The following is a 17,262-nucleotide window of genomic DNA, read 5'->3' on the forward strand; positions in this document are numbered from 1 at the left end:
GCATTATGACTTCAGGTGGAACATCTAACTACCAGCCGGCGCCCACGGGCCAGGTCAATCGCGGCGACTCCAAGAACTACACCCGCAGTGGCCGCATCACCACCGGCTTTTCCATAGCCATTGGCTTTCTCGTGGTGGAATGGGCGGTCCACATCATCAACGCCTTCCTGTTTGGTGGCCAGCTTTCTAATTACGGCATTCGCCCACTGGATTTCAATGGCATCTGGGGCATTGTCACCGCCCCGCTGCTGCACGCGAACTTTGAGCACTTGATGTCCAACTCGGTGCCCGGAGCCATCTTCTGCTTCCTCATCGGCCTTTCCGGCCGCAAGGCCTGGTGGGAGGTCACGCTAATTACCACGCTGGTTGCGGGCCTTGGAACCTGGTTCATTGGTGGCCCCGGTACCTCGCATATCGGTGCTTCCAGCTTGGTCTATGGCTGGCTGGCGTATCTGATTGTGCGCGGAATTTTTAACCGTTCGCTCATCCAGACCATCTTGGGCATCGTGCTCGGCTTCGCTTACTCCGGCTTGGTGTGGGGCGTGTTGCCCGTCTACGAGGGCGTAAGCTGGCAGGGCCACCTCTTCGGCGCCATCGGCGGAATCCTCGCCGGCATGACCATTACCTCGGACGACCCGGTTAAGGCAGTGAAGCGCTAATGCCAACTGCGACCTCTCCCATCGGCATCTTTGATTCCGGCGTGGGTGGGCTCACCGTGGCCCGCGCGGTGATGGAACAGCTGCCGCACGAATCCGTCATCTATACCGGCGATACCGCCCATAGCCCCTACGGTCCGCGGCCCATTTCTGAAGTCCGCGCCTTTTCCCAAGACGTGGCCGATCGGCTGGTGGAGCGCGGCTGCAAGATGCTGGTCATTGCCTGCAATACCGCCACCGCTGCCTTCCTTCACGATGCGCGCGAGCGCTACGATATCCCCATCGTGGAAGTCATCCGGCCCGCGGTGCGCCGCGCCATGTCCACCACGCGCAACGGAAAAATCGGCGTCATCGGCACCGAAGGCACCATCAAATCCGGTGCCTATCAAGACTTATTTGCGCTCAACCCCAAGGTGCAGGCCTTTGCCACCGCCTGCCCGGATTTTGTTCCCTTTGTCGAGCGGGGCATTACCGCCGGCCGCCAGATTCTCGGCGTCGCCGAGGGCTACCTGGCCCCGCTGCAAGCGCAGGGGGTAGACACCCTGGTCTTGGGCTGCACGCACTATCCGCTGCTGACCGGCATTATCCAGCTGGCGATGGGCGAAAATGTCTCGCTGGTGACCTCCTCGGAGGAAACCACCAAGGACGTGATGCGGATTCTCACGGAAACGGATATGTTGGCCCCCGCAGAGAATCAGCCGGTCCACACTTTTGAATCCACCGGCGATCCGGAAGCCTTTGCCCGCCTTGCCACGCGCTTTCTCGGCCCCCAGATTGCATAAAGAAGTGCAATTTCTCCCCCGTTTGCACGTTGAGTACGCATGCGGGGCGAATTCATGGAACTATTGAGCCCATGAAGCTGACCATCCTAGGCTGCTCCGGTAGCGTCCCCACCGCCCAGAATCCCGCCTCCGGCTACTTGCTGTCTTTCGATAATGCGCCGTCCATTGTCCTCGACATGGGCCCTGGTACCTTGGCGCAGTTGGAACAGCAGCAGGATCCTTGTGATGCGCACGTGGCCTTTAGCCATCTGCATGCCGATCACTGCCTGGATTTTCCTTCCTTGATGGTGTGGCGCCGCTTCCATCCCACGGCGCCGGCGGCTTCGCGCAATATGTGCTTCGGGCCGAAGGCTACGCCTACGCATCTGGGCCGCCTGTCCTCCGATGAGGTCGATGGCATCGATGACATGTCCGATACCTTCGCCTTCAGCGCCTGGGAGCCGGGCGAGCGCCAGCTCGTGGACGATGTCTATATCACCCCCTTCCCGGTAAATCACCCGGTAGAGGCCTATGCCTTGCGCGTGGAGCACACGAAGACGGGCCAGACTATTACCTATTCCGGTGACTCTTCTTATACGCCCGCGCTTGTCGAAGCCGCCCGTGGCGCCGATATCTTCCTCTGCGAGGCGGCCTGGGGCGAGACCTCTGAGGGCAAGGCGCCGGACATGCACATGTCGGGCGCGGAAGCCGGTAGGGCGGCACGCGAGGCGGGTGTGGGCAAGCTGGTGCTCATCCACATTCAGCCGTGGGGCGATGCGCAAGCAACTTTGGAGGCGGCCCGCTCCGAATTCGATGGCGAGATTGTCCTCGGCGCCGCGGGGATGGAGTTCTAAGATACGCTGGACGGCATGACTGAATTTACTCGTGCCGATGGGCGCGCGCTGGACCAGATGCGCAGCGTCCGCATTACCCGCAATTTCACCACCAACCCGGCCGGCTCGGTGCTGGTGGAGTTTGGCAATACCCGCGTCATGTGCACCGCATCCGTGGAATATGGCGTGCCGCGCTTCAAGCGTGATTCGGGCGAAGGCTGGCTTACCGCCGAGTACGCCATGTTGCCTTCTGCCACCCATGACCGCATGCCGCGCGAATCCATGAAGGGCAAGGTCAAGGGCCGCACCCACGAGATTTCCCGCCTCGTCGGCCGCTCCCTGCGCGCTGCGGTGGACTTGGAGGAGCTGGGCGAGAACACCATCCAGCTCGACTGCGACGTCCTGCAGGCCGATGGCGGCACCCGCACCGCCTCTATCACCGGCGCCTATGTTGCGCTTGCCGACGCCATCGCACACCTCAAGGCCGAGGGCGTCGTCCCCGGCGAGCCGCTGCTCGATCCCATCGCTGCGGTCTCGGTCGGCATCATTGATGGCGAAATCTGCCTCGACCTGCCTTATGAGGAAGACTCCCGCGCCGAGGTCGACCTCAACGTGGTGATGCAAGAATCCGGCGATTTCGTAGAAATCCAGGGCACCGGCGAGCACGGCCTCTTTGGCCGCGAGGAGCTCAACGAGATGTTGGACGTAGCGCAGAAGGGCTGCCGCGAGCTCATCGCCGCACAGAAGGCGGCGCTGGGGTGGTAATTCTCGTCGCGTCCAATAATCCGAAGAAGCTCGCGGAGCTCGAGCGCATCCTGGCCGATGCTGGCATCGAGGGCGTCGAGCTGCGCCCGCTATCCGCAGTGGAGCCCTACCCAGAGCCGGTGGAAGACGGCCGCACCTTTGCCGATAACGCGCTTATTAAGGCCCGCGCTGGCGCGGCCGCGACCGGCTTTGCTACCGTCGCGGATGATTCCGGCTTGGCCATCGAAGAGCTCAACGGCATGCCCGGCGTACTTTCCGCCCGCTGGTCCGGCCAGCACGGCAATGACCAGGCCAATAATGACCTGGTCTTGGCACAGATGGCCGATGTCCCCGATGAGCGCCGCGCCGCCGCCTTTGTCTCTGTCTGCGCGCTCGTGACTCCCGATGGCACCGAGCACGTGGCCGAAGGGCGCTGGGAAGGCCGCTTCCTGCGCGAGCCGCGCGGGGACAACGGCTTTGGCTATGACCCGCTCTTTCAGCCAGAAGGCGAGTCCCGGTCGGCCGCGGAGATGTCCCCAGAAGAAAAGAACGCGGTCTCGCATCGCGGCCGCGCTCTAAGTCAACTAGTCCCCGCCATCGCGGAGCTGGTTCGCAGTTCCTAGAGCTGGAACTCCTCCTTAATCTCCTTGCGGCGCTTGTGCTCCATCCAGAAGGACAGGAAGGGCACCACGCCGGCAAGGGCGGTGGTAAAAAGCTTGCCTACTGGCCACAGCGCGCGCGGGCCGAGGATAAGGATGGACAGCAGGTAGGTCATGTACGCGATGCCGTGCACGATCGCGATATAGGTGGCCCACTCTGGGATCTCCATGCCGATGAGGTACTGGCAGACCATGCGGATGACCAGGATAATCAGGAAGATACCGGTCACGGTGGCCGCGATGGAGAAAAACTTCAAAGGTCCGCGGATGCGGGCCTGGCGGGCGGGGTGAACTTTGTTGGTCATAATCAGCTTTCTTCATTCTCGCCGCGCCGGCGGCGCGGGGTATTCATGGCGTTGAACGTGTCCACATCTATTTGAGGCCGCTGGGGCAGGAAATCCTCATCGATTTTGGTGTTCGCCTGCGGCTGTGCGGGAGACTCAGCCGGGGCCTCAGTGGTGGTGCTATCCATGTCGCGGGCTTCTTCCTCGGCCGCGAGGCGCTCGTTTTCATAGCGCAGCGTGGTGCGATAGGCATAGACCACGAACACGGCGAACAGTGGCCACTGGAAGGCATAGCCCAAGTTTTGGAAGGTGCCCGAGCCGGAGCGGAAGCGCGTCCATTGCCAATAGGCCAGGAATAGGAAGAGCACGACGAAAAACGCGATGAGGAGGATGTGCCACCACCGCACCTGCACGCGCTTGTTCTTCTTTTCCTCTTGAGTGCTCACGCGATCCACCCTACCCACCAGCGGCCGGAAAACAGAACACCCCTGGTTTCTGGATTGCCGGCGTGCCGTGTACACTATGGCAAGTCCCCCGCGCCCGTGGCGGAATTGGCAGACGCGCTAGATTTAGGTTCTAGTGTCTTATGACGTGTGAGTTCAAGTCTCACCGGGCGCACAATCGGCGCCGCTGGCTCTCGAAGCCGGCGGCGCTTTCGCATATCACCGCCCGCATAGTCGCCCTAAGATGGTCATCATGAAAAAGCTGCTTTCCACCCTTATCGCCGTCATTCTCATTGCCGCCGTGGCTGCCGCCGCGGTGTTCATTTGGCAGGTGCGGGAACCGGTGGAGGTGGAGACCGAATCGAGTAATACCAAGGTCATCAAGGCCGTGGAGCGCGAAGAGCAGGTGGTGCTCGTCTCGCTGGGCATCGAGGGCCTATCGGAGGAATCCGCTACCAGCAAGCTGTGGAATTGGCAGGTCCCGGGCAGCGAGCGCACCCAGTACATCAAGTACTCCTACCGTGCCAAGCTCGGCATCGAAGGTTCGCAGGTGCGAGTGGAAGAAGAATCCCCGCACCACTTCCGCGTGGAGATCCCCGAGTTCATATTCATCGGGCACTCGGATGAGAATTTCGAAACCGCGGTGGAAGACAACGGCGCGTTGAGCTGGATTACCCCGGATATCGATAAGGCGGAAACCATCACCAAAATCCTCAACGAGGACAAAAAGAAAGAGGACATCGCGGATAATCGCGATGTCCTCCAATCCCAGGCCAAGCAGTTCTACACCGGCATCATTTCCGGCGTGGACCCAGAGGCCGAAGTGGACTTTTCCTTTCGCTAACTAGTCCACCTCGGTGAACTTGCGGTCCCACGAGGAGCGGACCGGGTTGGCATCGGCCAGCAGGATATCGAAGCGGTCGTTGGCAATTTCTACGATTTCGCCCAGTGCGGTGCGGTTCTCCTGCTCGGGGGAGTTGGCTAGGCGGCGCACGCCGGCATCAATGACGCGGTCGACGGTGTCATTGGTATCCAAATAGGCCACAAAGGGCATGCCAAAGCGCTCGCGGTAGGCGGCGGAAAGCTCGGTGATGCGCTCGGTCTGCACATCATCCAGGTCGGTTAGGCCCAGGGAGCCGCGGTCGGCGGAGATGGTGGCGGCCTCGTCGGCGTCGGCAAGCAGCAGCTCATCCATGGCCGGATAATCGTGTATGAGCGCGGCGCGGCGGGAATCATCCGCGGTCAGCACGGCCACCTGAATGGCCGCGCGCAGCTCATTAACATCGCCGAAGGGCCGCGACTCCCACGCCAGCTCCAGCGGCCAGGTCTCGTTATTAAACAGCGGGCGCAGCGCGGAGACGAATTCTTCGCGGGAAGCGCCGTTGATCTGCTGCAGGCTCACGCTCTTGCCGACGGCCCGAGACACTTGCGTTCCCTGCTTGCCTCCTGTGTGGAAGAACAAAAGGTTGAGCACAATGGCGGTAATCGCGCCGATGGACATGCCAGAAGAGACGAAGGTTTGCGCCCACTCCGGGAAGGCGGTGGCGATATCCGGCTTGAAGGTCACCAGCATGGCCAGCCCCAGCGCGGAGGTGACGATGACGGAGTTGCGGCCATCGGAAAGATCGGCCTTGGCGATGGTCTGTAGGCCCACCCACGCCACGTTGGCAAAAAGCGCCAGGGAGGCGCCGCCGAGAACGGGGGAGGGGATGGAGGCTACGACCGCGCCGGCCTTGGGCAAAATGCCCAGCACCATCATGAACCCGGCGGCGGCAACGGCCACCCAGCGCGACTTCACGCTGGTCAGGCGTACCAGGCCAACGTTTTGGGCAAAGCAGGTATAGGGGAAGGAGTTCATCACGCCACCCACCAGGGTGGACAGGCCATCGGCGCGAATGGCACGCACGACATCATCGCGGCGGATGCGCTTTTTTACGATCTCGCCGGTAGCAAAGACGTCACCGGTGGTCTCCACCATGGTGATGATCATGACGATGATGAGCGAGAAGATAGCCACCAGGTCAAACTTCGGCATACCGAAGTAGAACGGGGTAGTAATGCCGAGGGCGGGGGCGGAGGAGACCTCGTCAAAGGAGGCGTCGCCAAGCACGAGCGCCACGCCAGTGCCCAGGACTAGGCCGATGAGCACGGCCAGGGTGCCCAGGAAGCCGGAGGAAAAACGCTGCACCAAGATGATGACCGCGAGCGTGCCAAAGCCATAGAGTAAGTCGCGGGTGGCCGGCACGCCCTCGGCGTAATTGACAAAGTCATTGGCCGACACCCCCAACAGCGACGTACCCATGACCAGTAGGACCGAACCGGTGACCACCGGCGGAAAGAAGCGCAGCACCTTGCCAAAGACCGGCGCCGCGAAGAAGGTAAAAAGGCCGGCGACAATAATGGCGCCATAAATGGTTGGCAGCGAGGCCACCCCACCCGCGCCGTCGGTCGCGCCCAGGCCAATGGCAATAATCGGGGAGACGGCCGTAGTAGTCACGCCCTGCACGATGGGCAGGCGCACGCCAATGCGCTTGCCGACGCCCATGGACTGAATGATCGTTGCAATGCCACAGGTCAACAGGTCCGCATTAATGAGGTGGATGGTCGTTTCCGCATCCAGATTGAGCGAGCCGGCAATAAGCAGCGGGACGATGACTGCGCCGGCATAAAACGCCAGCACATGCTGTAAACCCAAGGCGGCTAGTTTGGGGGCGGGCGGGACGATATCTACTGGATGCTTGGGCTGCGAAGCCACGAAGTCCTCCTTTGTGCGGAAGCGAAGCTGAACGGGATTAACAGTAGAGGTTCGCGCAGGTAGCGGCCAAAAATTAGTGGTGATGCGGAACACGTTCGGGGCTATTTCACCCCCGATGGAAGACGTACGTGCGTACTGCATAAAATCACTCACCTGCGAAACAACACGACCGGTTTATTACTTAGCTTTCAAACGTTTGCGAGACTTGTTATTACCAGGGAATTGGTCAACAATTGAGGCCAGAGGGGCTTGGTGCTGTGGCTCGAAGAAAGCGGCATTTATCCCCTGATAGCAATTCGCCCGAGAGAAGGGAATTATGACTACCGCAACGCAGCCTCAACAGTTTGAAGCTTGGAAGGGATTTGAGTCCGGTCCATGGACCGAGGGCATTAACGTCCGCGACTTCATCCAGCGCAACTACACGCCGTACGACGGTGACTCCAGCTTCCTGGCAGGCCCGACCGAGAAGACCAAGCGCGTCTGGGACACTCTGGAAAAGAAGTACCTGTCCGTCGAGCGCGAGCAGCGCGTTTACGACGTTGACACCCACACCCCGACCGATATCGACGCCTTCCCGGCCGGCTACATCTCAGAGGACGACGACGTCATCGTCGGCCTGCAGACTGATACCCCGCTGAAGCGCGCCATGATGCCGTTCGGTGGCTGGCGCATGGTCAAGCAGGCTATCGCCGAAGCGGGCAAGGAAGTAGATCCTGAGGTGGAGAAGATCTTCACCCGTTACCGCAAGACCCACAACGATGCGGTCTTCGATATCTACACCCCGCGCATCCGCGCTGCTCGTTCATCACACATCATCACCGGCCTGCCGGATGCTTACGGCCGTGGCCGCATCATCGGCGACTACCGCCGTGTCGCACTGTATGGTGTGGACTACCTGATCGAGGAAAAGCAGGCTTCCCGCGATTCCGTCGCAGATGCTGGCTTCTCTGAGCACTGGGCACGCTACCGCGAGGAGCACTCCGAGCAGATTAAGGCCCTGAAGAAGCTCAAGAAGATGGCCGAGTCCTACGGCTTCGACATCTCCCAGCCGGCCAAGACCGCTCACGAGGCAGTACAGTGGACCTACTTCGGCTACCTGGCTTCCATTAAGTCCCAGGATGGCGCCGCAATGTCCATCGGCCGCCTGTCCGCCTTCTTCGATTGCTACTTCGAGCGCGACCTCGCCGCTGGCATCATCACCGAGGAAGACGCCCAGGAGATCATCGACTCCCTGGTTCTCAAGCTGCGTATCGTTCGCTTCCTGCGCACCATCGACTACGACCAGATCTTCTCCGGCGACCCATACTGGGCAACCTGGTCCGACGCTGGCTTTGGCAACGACGGCCGCCACATGGTCACCAAGACTTCCTTCCGTCTGCTGCAGACCCTGGTTAACCTTGGCCCATCACCTGAGCCAAACATCACCATCTTCTGGGATCCGAAGCTGCCAGAGGGCTACAAGGAATTCTGTGCCCACATCTCCATTGAGACCTCCTCCATCCAGTACGAGTCTGACCGCCAGATTCGTGAGCAGTGGGGCGACGACGCCGCAATTGCTTGCTGTGTCTCCCCGATGGAAGTTGGCAAGCAGATGCAGTTCTTCGGCGCTCGTGTGAACGCCGCAAAGGCTCTGCTCTACGCCATCAACGGTGGCCGCGATGAGGTATCCGGCAAGCAGGTTGTCGAAGGCTACGAGCCCATCAAGGGCGACGGCCCGCTGGACTTCGACGAGGTATGGCAGAAGTACGAGGAGATGCTGGACTGGGTTGTTGGCACCTACGTAGAAGCCCTCAACATCATCCACTACTCCCACGACAAGTACGCCTACGAGGCAGTCGAGATGGCGCTGCACGATTCCAATATCGTCCGCTCCATGGGCTGTGGCATCGCCGGCCTGTCCATCGTCGCTGACTCCCTGGCTGCTATCAAGTACGCTAAGGTCACCCCGGTACGCGACGAGACCGGCTTGATTACGGACTACGTCACCGAAGGTGACTTCCCGTTCTACGGCAACGATGATGACCGCGCCGATGATATCGCCGCTACCATTGTCCACACCGTGATGGAAAAGATTAAGGCCATCCCGATGTACCGCAATGCCATCCCAACCCAGTCCGTGCTGACCATTACCTCGAACGTGGTCTACGGCAAGGCAACAGGCGCCTTCCCGTCGGGCCACAAGGCCGGCACGCCGTTCTCCCCAGGCGCTAACCCTGAAAACGGTGCTGACAGCCACGGCATGGTTGCTTCCATGCTGTCCGTCGGCAAGCTGGATTACAAGGACGCCTTGGACGGCATCTCGCTGACCAACACCATTACTCCTTCCGGATTGGGCCGCACCCCAGAAGAGCGCATCAATAACTTGGTGGGCGTTCTGGATGCCGGCTTCATCATGGAGAAGTAAAAACCACTAACCCCCCCTCAACCATCTCGAAAAGGAGAAAATCATGGCAACCCCAACTTTCGAAGACCGCATGTCAGCAATGAAGGCAAACCGCGATGCACACCAGATGAACTCTGGTCTGTACCACGCAAACATCAACGTGCTGGACAAGTCCACCCTCGAGGACGCCGTTGAGCACCCAGAGAAGTACCCGAACCTCACCGTTCGCGTCTCTGGCTACGCTGTCAACTTTGTCAAGCTGACCAAGGAGCAGCAGCTCGACGTTATCTCCCGCACCTTCCACCAGGGTTCCTAATCATGGCAGATGGCGTTACTGGTGTCGTTACCCTCTCTCCTGAAGAGGGAGAGCGAGTCCGCGGCGCGGCCGCGGGCCTGGGAGACGACGCTCAATTCGATGACATTACCCGCCCCGAACTCATGGAGGCGCGCCGTACCGGCGATATTGCCCTCGTGCACTCTTGGGAGCTCGTGACCGCCGTCGATGGCCCGGGTACCCGCATGACGATGTTCATGTCCGGCTGCCCACTGCGCTGCCAGTACTGCCATAACCCAGACACCTGGGAGATGAAGACCGGCACGCTAGAGCGGGTCGAGGATGTGGTCAAGCGCATTAAGCGTTATAAGCCAATCTTCAACGCTTCCGGTGGCGGTCTCACCATCTCCGGTGGTGAACCCCTCTTCCAACTTTCTTTCACGCGCCGCGTGCTGAAGGAAGTTCACGATGCGGGCATCCACACCACCATCGATACTGCCGGTTATCTCGGTGCGCGTTTGCGTGACGAGGACCTGGACAATATCGACCTCGTGCTTCTCGACGTCAAGTCGGGCGACGAGGAAACCTATCGCAAGGTCACTCAGCGCGAACTCCAGCCCACGCTGGACTTCGGCGACAGGCTAAACAAGATGGGCAAGGCGGTGTGGATCCGCTTCGTGGTGGTGCCAGACCTCACGGACTCGCCAGAGAACGTGGAAAATGTGGCCAACATCGTGGCGCGTTGGAAATCCAACGTTGAGCGCGTTGAGGTCCTGCCTTTCCACAATATGGGCAAGGACAAGTGGGATAACTTGGGTATGAACTACCAGCTAGCTGACACGAAGCCACCAAAGCCGGAGGATGTGGAGAAAATCCGCGACGTCTTCCGCTCGAAGGGTCTGGAAGTCCACTAGCCTGGGAGGACATGACCTCCTATCGCCGCTTCGGCCACACAATTAAAGAGCACCACCTAGAAGTCCCGTGGGATTATTCCAATCCCCACGGGACTTTTGGGCTTTACGCCCGCGAAATAATCCCTCCCGGCGGCGAGGACCTGCCCGCATTGCTATACCTGCAGGGCGGTCCCGGTTTCCCGGCACCTCGGCCGCTGGCGCCTACGGGGCTGATTGGCAAGGCGCTAGAGCGCTACCGCGTTTTCCTCATGGATCAGCGCGGCACCGGCCGCTCAAACCGCATTGACGCGCTTAGCCCGGCCGCAGAGCGCACTGCAGGGCACTTGGCGTTGCTGCGCCAAGACAATATCGTCCGCGATGCCGAGCGCCTGCGCGAGCACCTCGGACTCGAGAAATGGTCGCTGTTCGGCCAATCCTTCGGCGGCTTTTGCATTACCGCCTACCTATCCCAGGCACCCGAGCGCGTCGAGCATGCCTTCTTCACTGGCGGCATCCCTACGCTGAAGGGCGCGGATGAGCTCTACCGCGCTACTTTCAGCAAGCTCAAGGTCCGCCAACAGCGCTTCTACCGCGAATTCCCGTGGGCACAGGGCCGTATCGAGGAGATCATTTCCCACCTGGACAATTCTGATGAGCGGCTTCCTACCGGTGAGCGCCTGTCTTCACTGCGGTTTCGCACTATCGGCATCGAGCTCGGCCGCGGCACCGGCTTTGATTCGCTGGCCTATCTGCTGGAAGAGCCCTTCCGCACCGTGGCGGGGGAGAAGCGGTTGCGGGGTGATTTCCTGGCGGACGTCGGCCAGCGCGTGAGCTTTGCGGACGCTCCGTTGTATGCCGCAATCCATGAGTCGATTTATGGCGGCGCCGGTGGCCAGGCCGCTACGAACTGGGCGGCGCACCGGATGCGCGAGGAATTTCCGGAGTTTGCTGAGGGCGGCACCTGGCTGACCGGCGAGCACATTTTCCCCTGGCAGTTCGACGAGGACCCGGCCTTGCACGCGTTTGCCGACGCCGCCCATGGCCTCGCCCGCCACGAATTCTCCCCGCCCTATGCGCTGGGCGAGGTACCCACCACGGCCGCGGCCATCTACGTCGATGATATTTTCGTCCCGCTCGAGGAGTCCTTGGCTACGGCCGCGCACCTGGGAGACCTGCGGCCGTGGATTAACAATGAATTCCAGCACAACGGCATCCGCGAGGATGGTGCGACCATCTTGGGGAAGCTCTTTTCGCTTATTGACGATCACTAGCATTTCGCTATTTCCTATGCGAAAATATTAGTGATCATCACGACATTTAGGGAGATTCAATGATTGCCACCATAGTAATAGTTTTTATCCTGCTGATTATCTTGGGAACGCTTTTCGATGGCTATTTCATCGTTCGCACTCGCGAAGCTGCCATTTTGGAGCGTTTGGGCAAATTCCAAAAGGTGGCGCATGCTGGCCTGCACTTTAAAATGCCGTGGATAGACCGCGTCCGCGATAAGATTTCGCTCCAGGTGCGGCAGCTGGACGTGATGGTGGAGACCAAGACGAAGGACAATGTCTTCGTCCAAATCCCTGTTGCCGTGCAGTACGAGGTAGTCCAGGGCCGTGAGCGCGAGGCGTACTACATGCTCTCCAACCACGAGCAGCAGATTGTGGCCTACGTGCAGGACAATGTTCGCTCTTCCGTGGCGAATATGAACCTAGATGATTCCTTCTCCTCCAAGGACACCATCGCCCGCAATGTTGCGGCCTCCCTGCGCGACAACATGGCCGAGTACGGCTGGAACTTTGTCAATACTCTGGTCACCGATATTCGCCCCGATTCCCGCGTGCGCGAGTCCATGAACTCCATTAACGCGGCGCAGCGCGAGCGCGAAGCGGCCGTCGCCCAGGCAGAGGCTGAGAAGATCCGCGTGGTCAAGGAGGCCGAGGGCGCGGCCGAGGCGAAGAAGCTGCAGGGCCGCGGCGTCGCCGACCAGCGTAAGGAAATCGTCGAGGGCATTGCCCAGCAGTACGAGATGCTTCGCGACGCCGGCGTGGAAGAATCCCCCGAAGCCCTCATGCTGGTTTCCCAGTACCTCGACGCAATGGTCGACGTCTCCCATAACGGCCAGGCGTCCGTTCTTTACATGCCTTCCAACCCGCAGGGGATGGGCGATCTTTTCAGCGGCATGCGCGACGTGCTCATGGCCAACCGCGCCCTCGACTCCGCCGAGGAGCCGTCGCAGCGCCGTCGCCCGCAGCCTAAGAAGCCTTCCCGCGCCGAAGAAATCGAGCGCGAATCTAAGCGTCAGGCCGAACGCGCTAAGCGCGAAGCCATCGCCGCTTCCCAGCGTGCTGAGCAGCAACGCTCCGAGAACCAGCAGGAAGTGCCGCAGCCGCAGCAGGGCCAACACTCCACCGCGCAGCCCCAGGCTGCCCGCGAGTACTTCCAGCAGCTGCGCGAGCAATTGAAAAACGAGGACTAGTCCTGAGCATCGATAACCTCTTTGATGCCTATACCGCGCAGCGTGGCATAACCCGCCGCGCGGAGGTAATCCCTGATCACGAGTGCCAGGTATTCGCCAACGACGGCCATCCTGACTCAGGTCGTGATGCGTTAAGCGCCGCGCGCGACCTTGTCCACGACGTTCTTATGGCCGATGACACGCCGAGTAGCGCTACCTCGCAGAGGCAGCGCTAACGAACCCAGCGGACCTTGCCATTGACTCGGGCAAGGCGCCCGCGCAGCGGCGGGGCATTTGGATCATCCTGGTTGACCCCGTTGTGGTAGGGGCAGCACACCGTCAGGTTCTCCATATTGGTCAACCCGCCGTGTTTCCACGCCTTGAGGTGATGGATCTGGGCCTTGTCCGCCGGATGGTTGCACGGCGGCCACGGGCAGGTGGGATTTTCGGCCGCGGCCATCTGCCGCTGTTTCTCGGTGGCGTAACGCGATGTGCGATACAGGTTGACGGGGCCCTTGACGGGGTGGATTAGCGTCGCAAGGCCGTGCTCGGTGAAGGTGCGCTCGACGAGCTCGGCGCCGGAAATGGTGGCGCCATTGGTAAGGCGCAGCGTGACTTCCTCGCCGTCGCCGTCCAGGATTTGGTCTAGGGCGTTGAGCGGGATGATGACGTTAGTGGTGGTGCGCGCGGAGGGCGCGCCGGTGCCGCGAAGTAGGTCGCGGAGGGAATCGAGTGGGCGGTCGGGGTCGAGCGCGGCGTCGAATTCGGCAAGGAAGGCCGAGGGTGCGGTAATCCGCATAGTCCACGGTCCGTTCGGGCGGCGAAGGAGTTGGACGCCTTCGCGGGGTGGCATGCGGCGCGGGCGAAGTTCGCGCAGGCGTTGCTTAGCGCGGCGGGCGATTTCAGAAGCCGGCCCACGCAGGCGGCACAGCTCCACGCGCAGGTCCCACGCCTCACGCTTAGTGCGCACCCGGGAGACGTACTTTTCAATCAGCTTGAGCGTTACGAGGTCGTGGTGCCGGGCGGCTGCGGCTGCGTGGCGTTGCTTGCGGCTGAAGCCGGTCGGGCCGAAGTAGACCGCGGCCAGCGCGCGGAGGTCGCGGGCCTCGACATCCGGCAAGCCCAGCTCGAGAAGGGCGCGTTCAGACATGCCGTGGGCCTCGGCGAGGATGTCCATCGCCGAGGCTATGTGGGTGGCATAGGCCTTCAGTGCGCTCATGGCTGCAACTTTAAGCAGAGCCGGCGGGTAAGCCGAGGCGAAGACGTCCGCAGCTGTGGATAACTTGTTTAAGCGTCAACTGCCCCAGTGGGCCGCAGTGGAAAATAGATACGAAACGAGCATGCGCTTAATCTCTACGACCACAGCATCAAAGCCACTGGGGTCGCCCGCAGTTGCGTAATTGAGCTGCGAGACCACGCTGTGGATAAGGAAGCCGGCCAGGTCAATGCGTTCGTCATCGCTCATGGACGGCGCGAGTGGGGAGAGGATTTCTGACAAGGGGCAAAGCAGCTGACGCTCGGTATCTGCGGCTGTCGCGCGGGTGGCGGGGGTGGATTGCACGGCATGCCACACGGCGCGCCGGGAAGGATCCTCGCGCCACATGCGCGCCAGGTGATCGATGGTTTCATCCAGCACATCGGGCCACTGCACGTCCGGGTCGCGGCGGGAGAAGCGCTCGATTTCGGCCCGGCTGGCGGCCGTGTCTTGGCGGTCGAGCTCGCAGACGAGCACGTATTTATTGGCAAAGAACTGATACAGCGTGCCGATGGGCACTCCGGCGCGGTGGGCGACTTCGTCGACGGTGAAGGATTCAAAGCCGACGTCGACAAGCAAAGTGCGCGCGGCCTGCAGAATGCGCTCGAAGCGCTCGCGACTGCGCGCCTGCGCTGGCCGACGCCGCGGTAGCAGAATCTCTCCCACGCGCTAGCTAAGTCCCTTCATCACGCGGGCGACGTGGCCGGTGGCCTTGACGTTGTAGTGCGTCTGACCGATGGTGCCATCCGGCTCGACCAAGAAGGTGGAGCGGATAACGCCTTGGACCACCTTGCCGTAGTTCTTTTTCTCACCAAACGCGCCGTAGGCGGTCATGACGGACTTATCTGGGTCCGAGAGCAGCGGGAAGTTCAGCTCGTGGTCCACGCGGAACTTTGCAAGCGCCTCCGGCTTATCGGGCGAGATACCCACGACGGAGATATTGAGATCATTGAGCTGTTCCAGGGAATCGCGGAAATCGCAGGCTTCCTTGGTGCAGCCCGGGGTATTGGCGCGGGGGTAGAAGTAGACCAGTACGCGCTGGCCTGCGTAATCGGCGAGGGAAACGGTGTTTCCGGCGTCGTCGGCAAGCGCAAAAGCAGGGGCGGTATCTCCAACGTTCAAACGGTTTTCAGTCATGGTTTCCACCTTACTTACCGCCCGGGCTGCACGCTTTTGGGGCGGCGGGGTAGAATGACCCCGTTAAGAGCGAACCTAAGTTAAGAGGAGAACTTCGTGGCACGCAATATTGAAGACATTCAGCGCGATATCGAGCGCACCCGCCGCCAGCTGGCCGGCACCCTGGACGAGTTGGCACAGCGCAGCAAGCCGCAGAACTTTGCCAACGAGGCTAAGACCGCGGCCACCGATAAGCTGCAGGACCGCAACGTGCAGATGGCCCTGGGTGGCGTCGGCGCCGCTGTGGTTGGCCTGATTGCTTTCTCGGTCTTCCGCTCTCGCCGCCGCAAGAGCGACCTGAAGGAGCTGCAGCGCCTGCTGTCCGAGCGCCACTAATTGTGAAGTCCCCGCACACCGCGGGGACTTTTTTCGTAGGCTGGGTTGGGATGAAGACACCAATCCCTTTTTATTTGCAGGAAATCCTCACCAAGGTGCGCGATAATCGCGACGGCGCCGTGGCGGACTATATTCCGGAGCTGGCTAAGGCGGAACCCGAGTATCTCGGCGCCGCGATGTGCACCACCACCGGCCACGTTTATTCTGCGGGCGATGATGAGGTGGAATTTACCCTTCAGTCCTTGTCCAAGCCTTTTGTTTATGCGCTGGCTCTCCAGGAGCTTGGTCTTTCCGCGGTGCGCGACATCGTGGGCATGGAGCCTTCGGGCGAGGCCTTCAACGAGCTTTCGCTCAACCGCGATGACCATCGGCCGGTCAACCCGATGATTAATGCGGGCGCGATTGCGGTCACGCAGCTGATTAATGGCGTGGATTCGGAGCCTGCCGCGCGCGTGGAGCGCCTGCGCACCTATTTTTCGCGGCTGGCGGGGCGCGATTTGCTTATCGACGACGCCATGCGTTCCTCCGAGCTGGAAGTCAGCGAACGCAACCTCTCGCTGGCGCACATGCTGCGCAACTACGACATCATCCAGGACGAGGCCCACGACGCGGTGTCAACGTATATTGAGCAGTGCTCGATTGTAGTGACGGTGCGGGACTTGGCCGTGATGTCAGCAACGCTGGCGAACGGTGGCGTGCAGCCGGTGACGGGCGACAAGATTTTGGACGCGGATGTGTGCCGGTTGACGCTATCGGTGATGAGCTCGGCCGGCATGTATGACGGCGCCGGCCGGTGGATGGCCGAGGTGGGCATCCCGGCGAAGTCGGGCGTGTCGGGTGGCCTGCTGGGCACGCTGCCGGGCCAGTTGGGCGTGGCGACATTCTCGCCGCGACTGAACAAAGAAGGCAACTCGGTGCGCGGGGTGGATGCGTTCAAGCTGCTGTCGAAGGACATGGGCCTGCACCTGATGTCTACAGACGAGCGCTATGGCGTGAACCCAGTGCGCAAGGTGGAGCAGGATGCGGAGCTGACCGTGATCTACCTGCAGGGCCTAATCAACTTCAACGCGGCCGAGACCATCTTGTACGAGTTGATGGAGTCGGATTTTGGCGAGGGCACGGTGGTGCTCGAGCTATCGCATATTACGGGCACGAACCGCATGGGCCGGCGCATGCTGAAAGAAGGGCTGCGCCGAATTCGCGAGTCTGGCTTCGATATTGCCATCGTGGATCCGGATGGAGAGCTGGAAGATCGCACCATGTCGGACGGCACCGAGGTGCCCAAGGGCGAGCCGGAAGACTACGCGATCAACGGCGAACCCGTTTAGGTTTGGGTTACCTTACTTAGTCAG

At 61.0% G+C, this 17,262-nt stretch carries 19 protein-coding genes and 1 tRNA gene; 14 read left to right on the forward strand and 6 right to left on the reverse strand.

The genetic code is table 11. The features are described 5' to 3' along the window. The first annotated feature begins 5 nt into the window (after window positions 1-5). The 5 genes from ACKFRY_RS05010 to rdgB all read left to right on the forward strand — a co-directional run bounded on the left by ACKFRY_RS05010 (window position 6) and on the right by rdgB (window position 3,617). The gene (locus ACKFRY_RS05010; protein WP_250409258.1) at window positions 6-659 is read left to right on the forward strand and encodes a rhomboid family intramembrane serine protease; all 654 of its coding nucleotides are present in this window, start codon (window positions 6-8) and stop codon (window positions 657-659) included. Then, window positions 659-1,438, forward strand: a complete 780-nt coding sequence (gene murI, locus ACKFRY_RS05015; protein WP_200435276.1) for a glutamate racemase — start codon at window positions 659-661, stop codon at window positions 1,436-1,438. Before ACKFRY_RS05010 ends, murI begins: the two co-directional genes overlap by 1 nt. Window positions 1,439-1,509: 71 nt before the next feature. Further along, entirely contained in the window at window positions 1,510-2,271 is a 762-nt protein-coding gene (locus ACKFRY_RS05020) for an MBL fold metallo-hydrolase (RefSeq protein ID WP_150850378.1), read from the forward strand. Window positions 2,272-2,286: 15 nt separating this feature from the next. Beyond that, entirely contained in the window at window positions 2,287-3,015 is a 729-nt protein-coding gene (gene rph, locus ACKFRY_RS05025) for a ribonuclease PH (RefSeq protein WP_005323955.1), read from the forward strand. After that, window positions 3,009-3,617 carry an RdgB/HAM1 family non-canonical purine NTP pyrophosphatase gene (gene rdgB / locus ACKFRY_RS05030; protein ID WP_005327300.1) on the forward strand — a complete coding sequence of 203 codons (609 nt, stop codon included), beginning with the start codon at window positions 3,009-3,011 and terminating at the stop codon, window positions 3,615-3,617. The genes rph and rdgB overlap by 7 nt, the downstream gene beginning before the upstream one ends. On the opposite strand, the gene ACKFRY_RS05035 is transcribed toward rdgB, so the two are convergent. Then, window positions 3,614-3,958 (reverse strand): DUF3817 domain-containing protein, encoded by a 345-nt coding sequence (locus ACKFRY_RS05035; protein ID WP_179386919.1) that lies wholly within the window; start codon window positions 3,956-3,958, stop codon window positions 3,614-3,616. The genes rdgB and ACKFRY_RS05035 overlap by 4 nt on opposite strands. Window positions 3,959-3,960: 2 nt before the next feature. Then, entirely contained in the window at window positions 3,961-4,383 is a 423-nt protein-coding gene (locus tag ACKFRY_RS05040) for a hypothetical protein (RefSeq protein ID WP_250412429.1), read from the reverse strand. Between the two features lie 90 nt (window positions 4,384-4,473). Between ACKFRY_RS05040 and ACKFRY_RS05045 the strand changes: the two genes are divergently transcribed. Next, window positions 4,474-4,555, forward strand: a tRNA-Leu gene (locus tag ACKFRY_RS05045). Between the two features lie 78 nt (window positions 4,556-4,633). Then, window positions 4,634-5,224 (forward strand): hypothetical protein, encoded by a 591-nt coding sequence (locus ACKFRY_RS05050; RefSeq protein ID WP_250409264.1) that lies wholly within the window; start codon window positions 4,634-4,636, stop codon window positions 5,222-5,224. Here ACKFRY_RS05050 and ACKFRY_RS05055 read toward each other — a convergent pair whose 3' ends face one another. Continuing rightward, window positions 5,225-7,135: a solute carrier family 23 protein gene (locus ACKFRY_RS05055; RefSeq protein WP_005327297.1), complete on the reverse strand. Its 1,911-nt coding sequence runs from the start codon at window positions 7,133-7,135 to the stop codon at window positions 5,225-5,227. Window positions 7,136-7,451: 316 nt separating this feature from the next. Between ACKFRY_RS05055 and pflB the strand changes: the two genes are divergently transcribed. The 5 genes from pflB to ACKFRY_RS05080 are packed head-to-tail and all read left to right on the forward strand — an operon-like array spanning window position 7,452 to window position 13,164. Then, window positions 7,452-9,539: a formate C-acetyltransferase gene (pflB, locus tag ACKFRY_RS05060; RefSeq protein ID WP_408923321.1), complete on the forward strand. Its 2,088-nt coding sequence runs from the start codon at window positions 7,452-7,454 to the stop codon at window positions 9,537-9,539. Window positions 9,540-9,582: 43 nt separating this feature from the next. Continuing rightward, window positions 9,583-9,834 carry an autonomous glycyl radical cofactor GrcA2 gene (gene grcA2 / locus ACKFRY_RS05065; RefSeq protein WP_005323969.1) on the forward strand — a complete coding sequence of 84 codons (252 nt, stop codon included), beginning with the start codon at window positions 9,583-9,585 and terminating at the stop codon, window positions 9,832-9,834. A gap of 2 nt (window positions 9,835-9,836) precedes the next feature. Then, a complete protein-coding gene (pflA, locus tag ACKFRY_RS05070; protein ID WP_005327293.1) occupies window positions 9,837-10,706 on the forward strand; it encodes a pyruvate formate-lyase-activating protein in 870 nt (289 codons plus the stop codon). Between the two features lie 11 nt (window positions 10,707-10,717). Then, window positions 10,718-11,956, forward strand: a complete 1,239-nt coding sequence (locus ACKFRY_RS05075) for an alpha/beta fold hydrolase (protein ID WP_408923322.1) — start codon at window positions 10,718-10,720, stop codon at window positions 11,954-11,956. 59 nt (window positions 11,957-12,015) lie between these two features. Further along, window positions 12,016-13,164: an SPFH domain-containing protein gene (locus tag ACKFRY_RS05080; RefSeq protein ID WP_408923323.1), complete on the forward strand. Its 1,149-nt coding sequence runs from the start codon at window positions 12,016-12,018 to the stop codon at window positions 13,162-13,164. A gap of 211 nt (window positions 13,165-13,375) precedes the next feature. Here ACKFRY_RS05080 and ACKFRY_RS05085 read toward each other — a convergent pair whose 3' ends face one another. The 3 genes from ACKFRY_RS05085 to bcp all read right to left on the reverse strand — a co-directional run bounded on the left by ACKFRY_RS05085 (window position 13,376) and on the right by bcp (window position 15,535). Then, window positions 13,376-14,362: an HNH endonuclease signature motif containing protein gene (locus ACKFRY_RS05085; RefSeq protein ID WP_408923324.1), complete on the reverse strand. Its 987-nt coding sequence runs from the start codon at window positions 14,360-14,362 to the stop codon at window positions 13,376-13,378. Window positions 14,363-14,437: 75 nt separating this feature from the next. Continuing rightward, entirely contained in the window at window positions 14,438-15,064 is a 627-nt protein-coding gene (locus tag ACKFRY_RS05090) for a TetR/AcrR family transcriptional regulator (RefSeq protein ID WP_408923325.1), read from the reverse strand. A 3-nt stretch (window positions 15,065-15,067) separates the two neighbouring features. Further along, window positions 15,068-15,535: a thioredoxin-dependent thiol peroxidase gene (gene bcp, locus ACKFRY_RS05095; protein WP_408923326.1), complete on the reverse strand. Its 468-nt coding sequence runs from the start codon at window positions 15,533-15,535 to the stop codon at window positions 15,068-15,070. Window positions 15,536-15,631: 96 nt separating this feature from the next. Between bcp and ACKFRY_RS05100 the strand changes: the two genes are divergently transcribed. Both ACKFRY_RS05100 and ACKFRY_RS05105 read left to right on the forward strand, forming a co-directional pair. Continuing rightward, a complete protein-coding gene (locus ACKFRY_RS05100) occupies window positions 15,632-15,910 on the forward strand; it encodes a DUF3618 domain-containing protein (protein ID WP_005323988.1) in 279 nt (92 codons plus the stop codon). Between the two features lie 50 nt (window positions 15,911-15,960). After that, entirely contained in the window at window positions 15,961-17,238 is a 1,278-nt protein-coding gene (locus tag ACKFRY_RS05105) for a glutaminase (protein WP_301714267.1), read from the forward strand. Window positions 17,239-17,262 lie beyond the last annotated feature (24 nt).

This window comes from Corynebacterium tuberculostearicum, from assembly GCF_046097255.1.
GTDB classification, from domain to species: domain Bacteria; phylum Actinomycetota; class Actinomycetes; order Mycobacteriales; family Mycobacteriaceae; genus Corynebacterium; species Corynebacterium tuberculostearicum_J.

Coding starts and splice junctions, on each gene's coding strand:
- rph (WP_005323955.1), top strand. CDS start 2,287: ATGACTGAATTTACTCGTGCCGATGGGCGCGCGCTGGACCAGATGCGC.
- ACKFRY_RS05080 (WP_408923323.1), top strand. CDS start 12,016: ATGATTGCCACCATAGTAATAGTTTTTATCCTGCTGATTATCTTGGGA.
- ACKFRY_RS05075 (WP_408923322.1), top strand. CDS start 10,718: ATGACCTCCTATCGCCGCTTCGGCCACACAATTAAAGAGCACCACCTA.
- murI (WP_200435276.1), top strand. CDS start 659: ATGCCAACTGCGACCTCTCCCATCGGCATCTTTGATTCCGGCGTGGGT.
- ACKFRY_RS05085 (WP_408923324.1), bottom strand. CDS start 14,362: ATGAGCGCACTGAAGGCCTATGCCACCCACATAGCCTCGGCGATGGAC.
- pflA (WP_005327293.1), top strand. CDS start 9,837: ATGGCAGATGGCGTTACTGGTGTCGTTACCCTCTCTCCTGAAGAGGGA.
- bcp (WP_408923326.1), bottom strand. CDS start 15,535: ATGACTGAAAACCGTTTGAACGTTGGAGATACCGCCCCTGCTTTTGCG.
- ACKFRY_RS05050 (WP_250409264.1), top strand. CDS start 4,634: ATGAAAAAGCTGCTTTCCACCCTTATCGCCGTCATTCTCATTGCCGCC.
- grcA2 (WP_005323969.1), top strand. CDS start 9,583: ATGGCAACCCCAACTTTCGAAGACCGCATGTCAGCAATGAAGGCAAAC.
- ACKFRY_RS05035 (WP_179386919.1), bottom strand. CDS start 3,958: ATGACCAACAAAGTTCACCCCGCCCGCCAGGCCCGCATCCGCGGACCT.
- ACKFRY_RS05105 (WP_301714267.1), top strand. CDS start 15,961: ATGAAGACACCAATCCCTTTTTATTTGCAGGAAATCCTCACCAAGGTG.
- pflB (WP_408923321.1), top strand. CDS start 7,452: ATGACTACCGCAACGCAGCCTCAACAGTTTGAAGCTTGGAAGGGATTT.
- ACKFRY_RS05020 (WP_150850378.1), top strand. CDS start 1,510: ATGAAGCTGACCATCCTAGGCTGCTCCGGTAGCGTCCCCACCGCCCAG.
- ACKFRY_RS05010 (WP_250409258.1), top strand. CDS start 6: ATGACTTCAGGTGGAACATCTAACTACCAGCCGGCGCCCACGGGCCAG.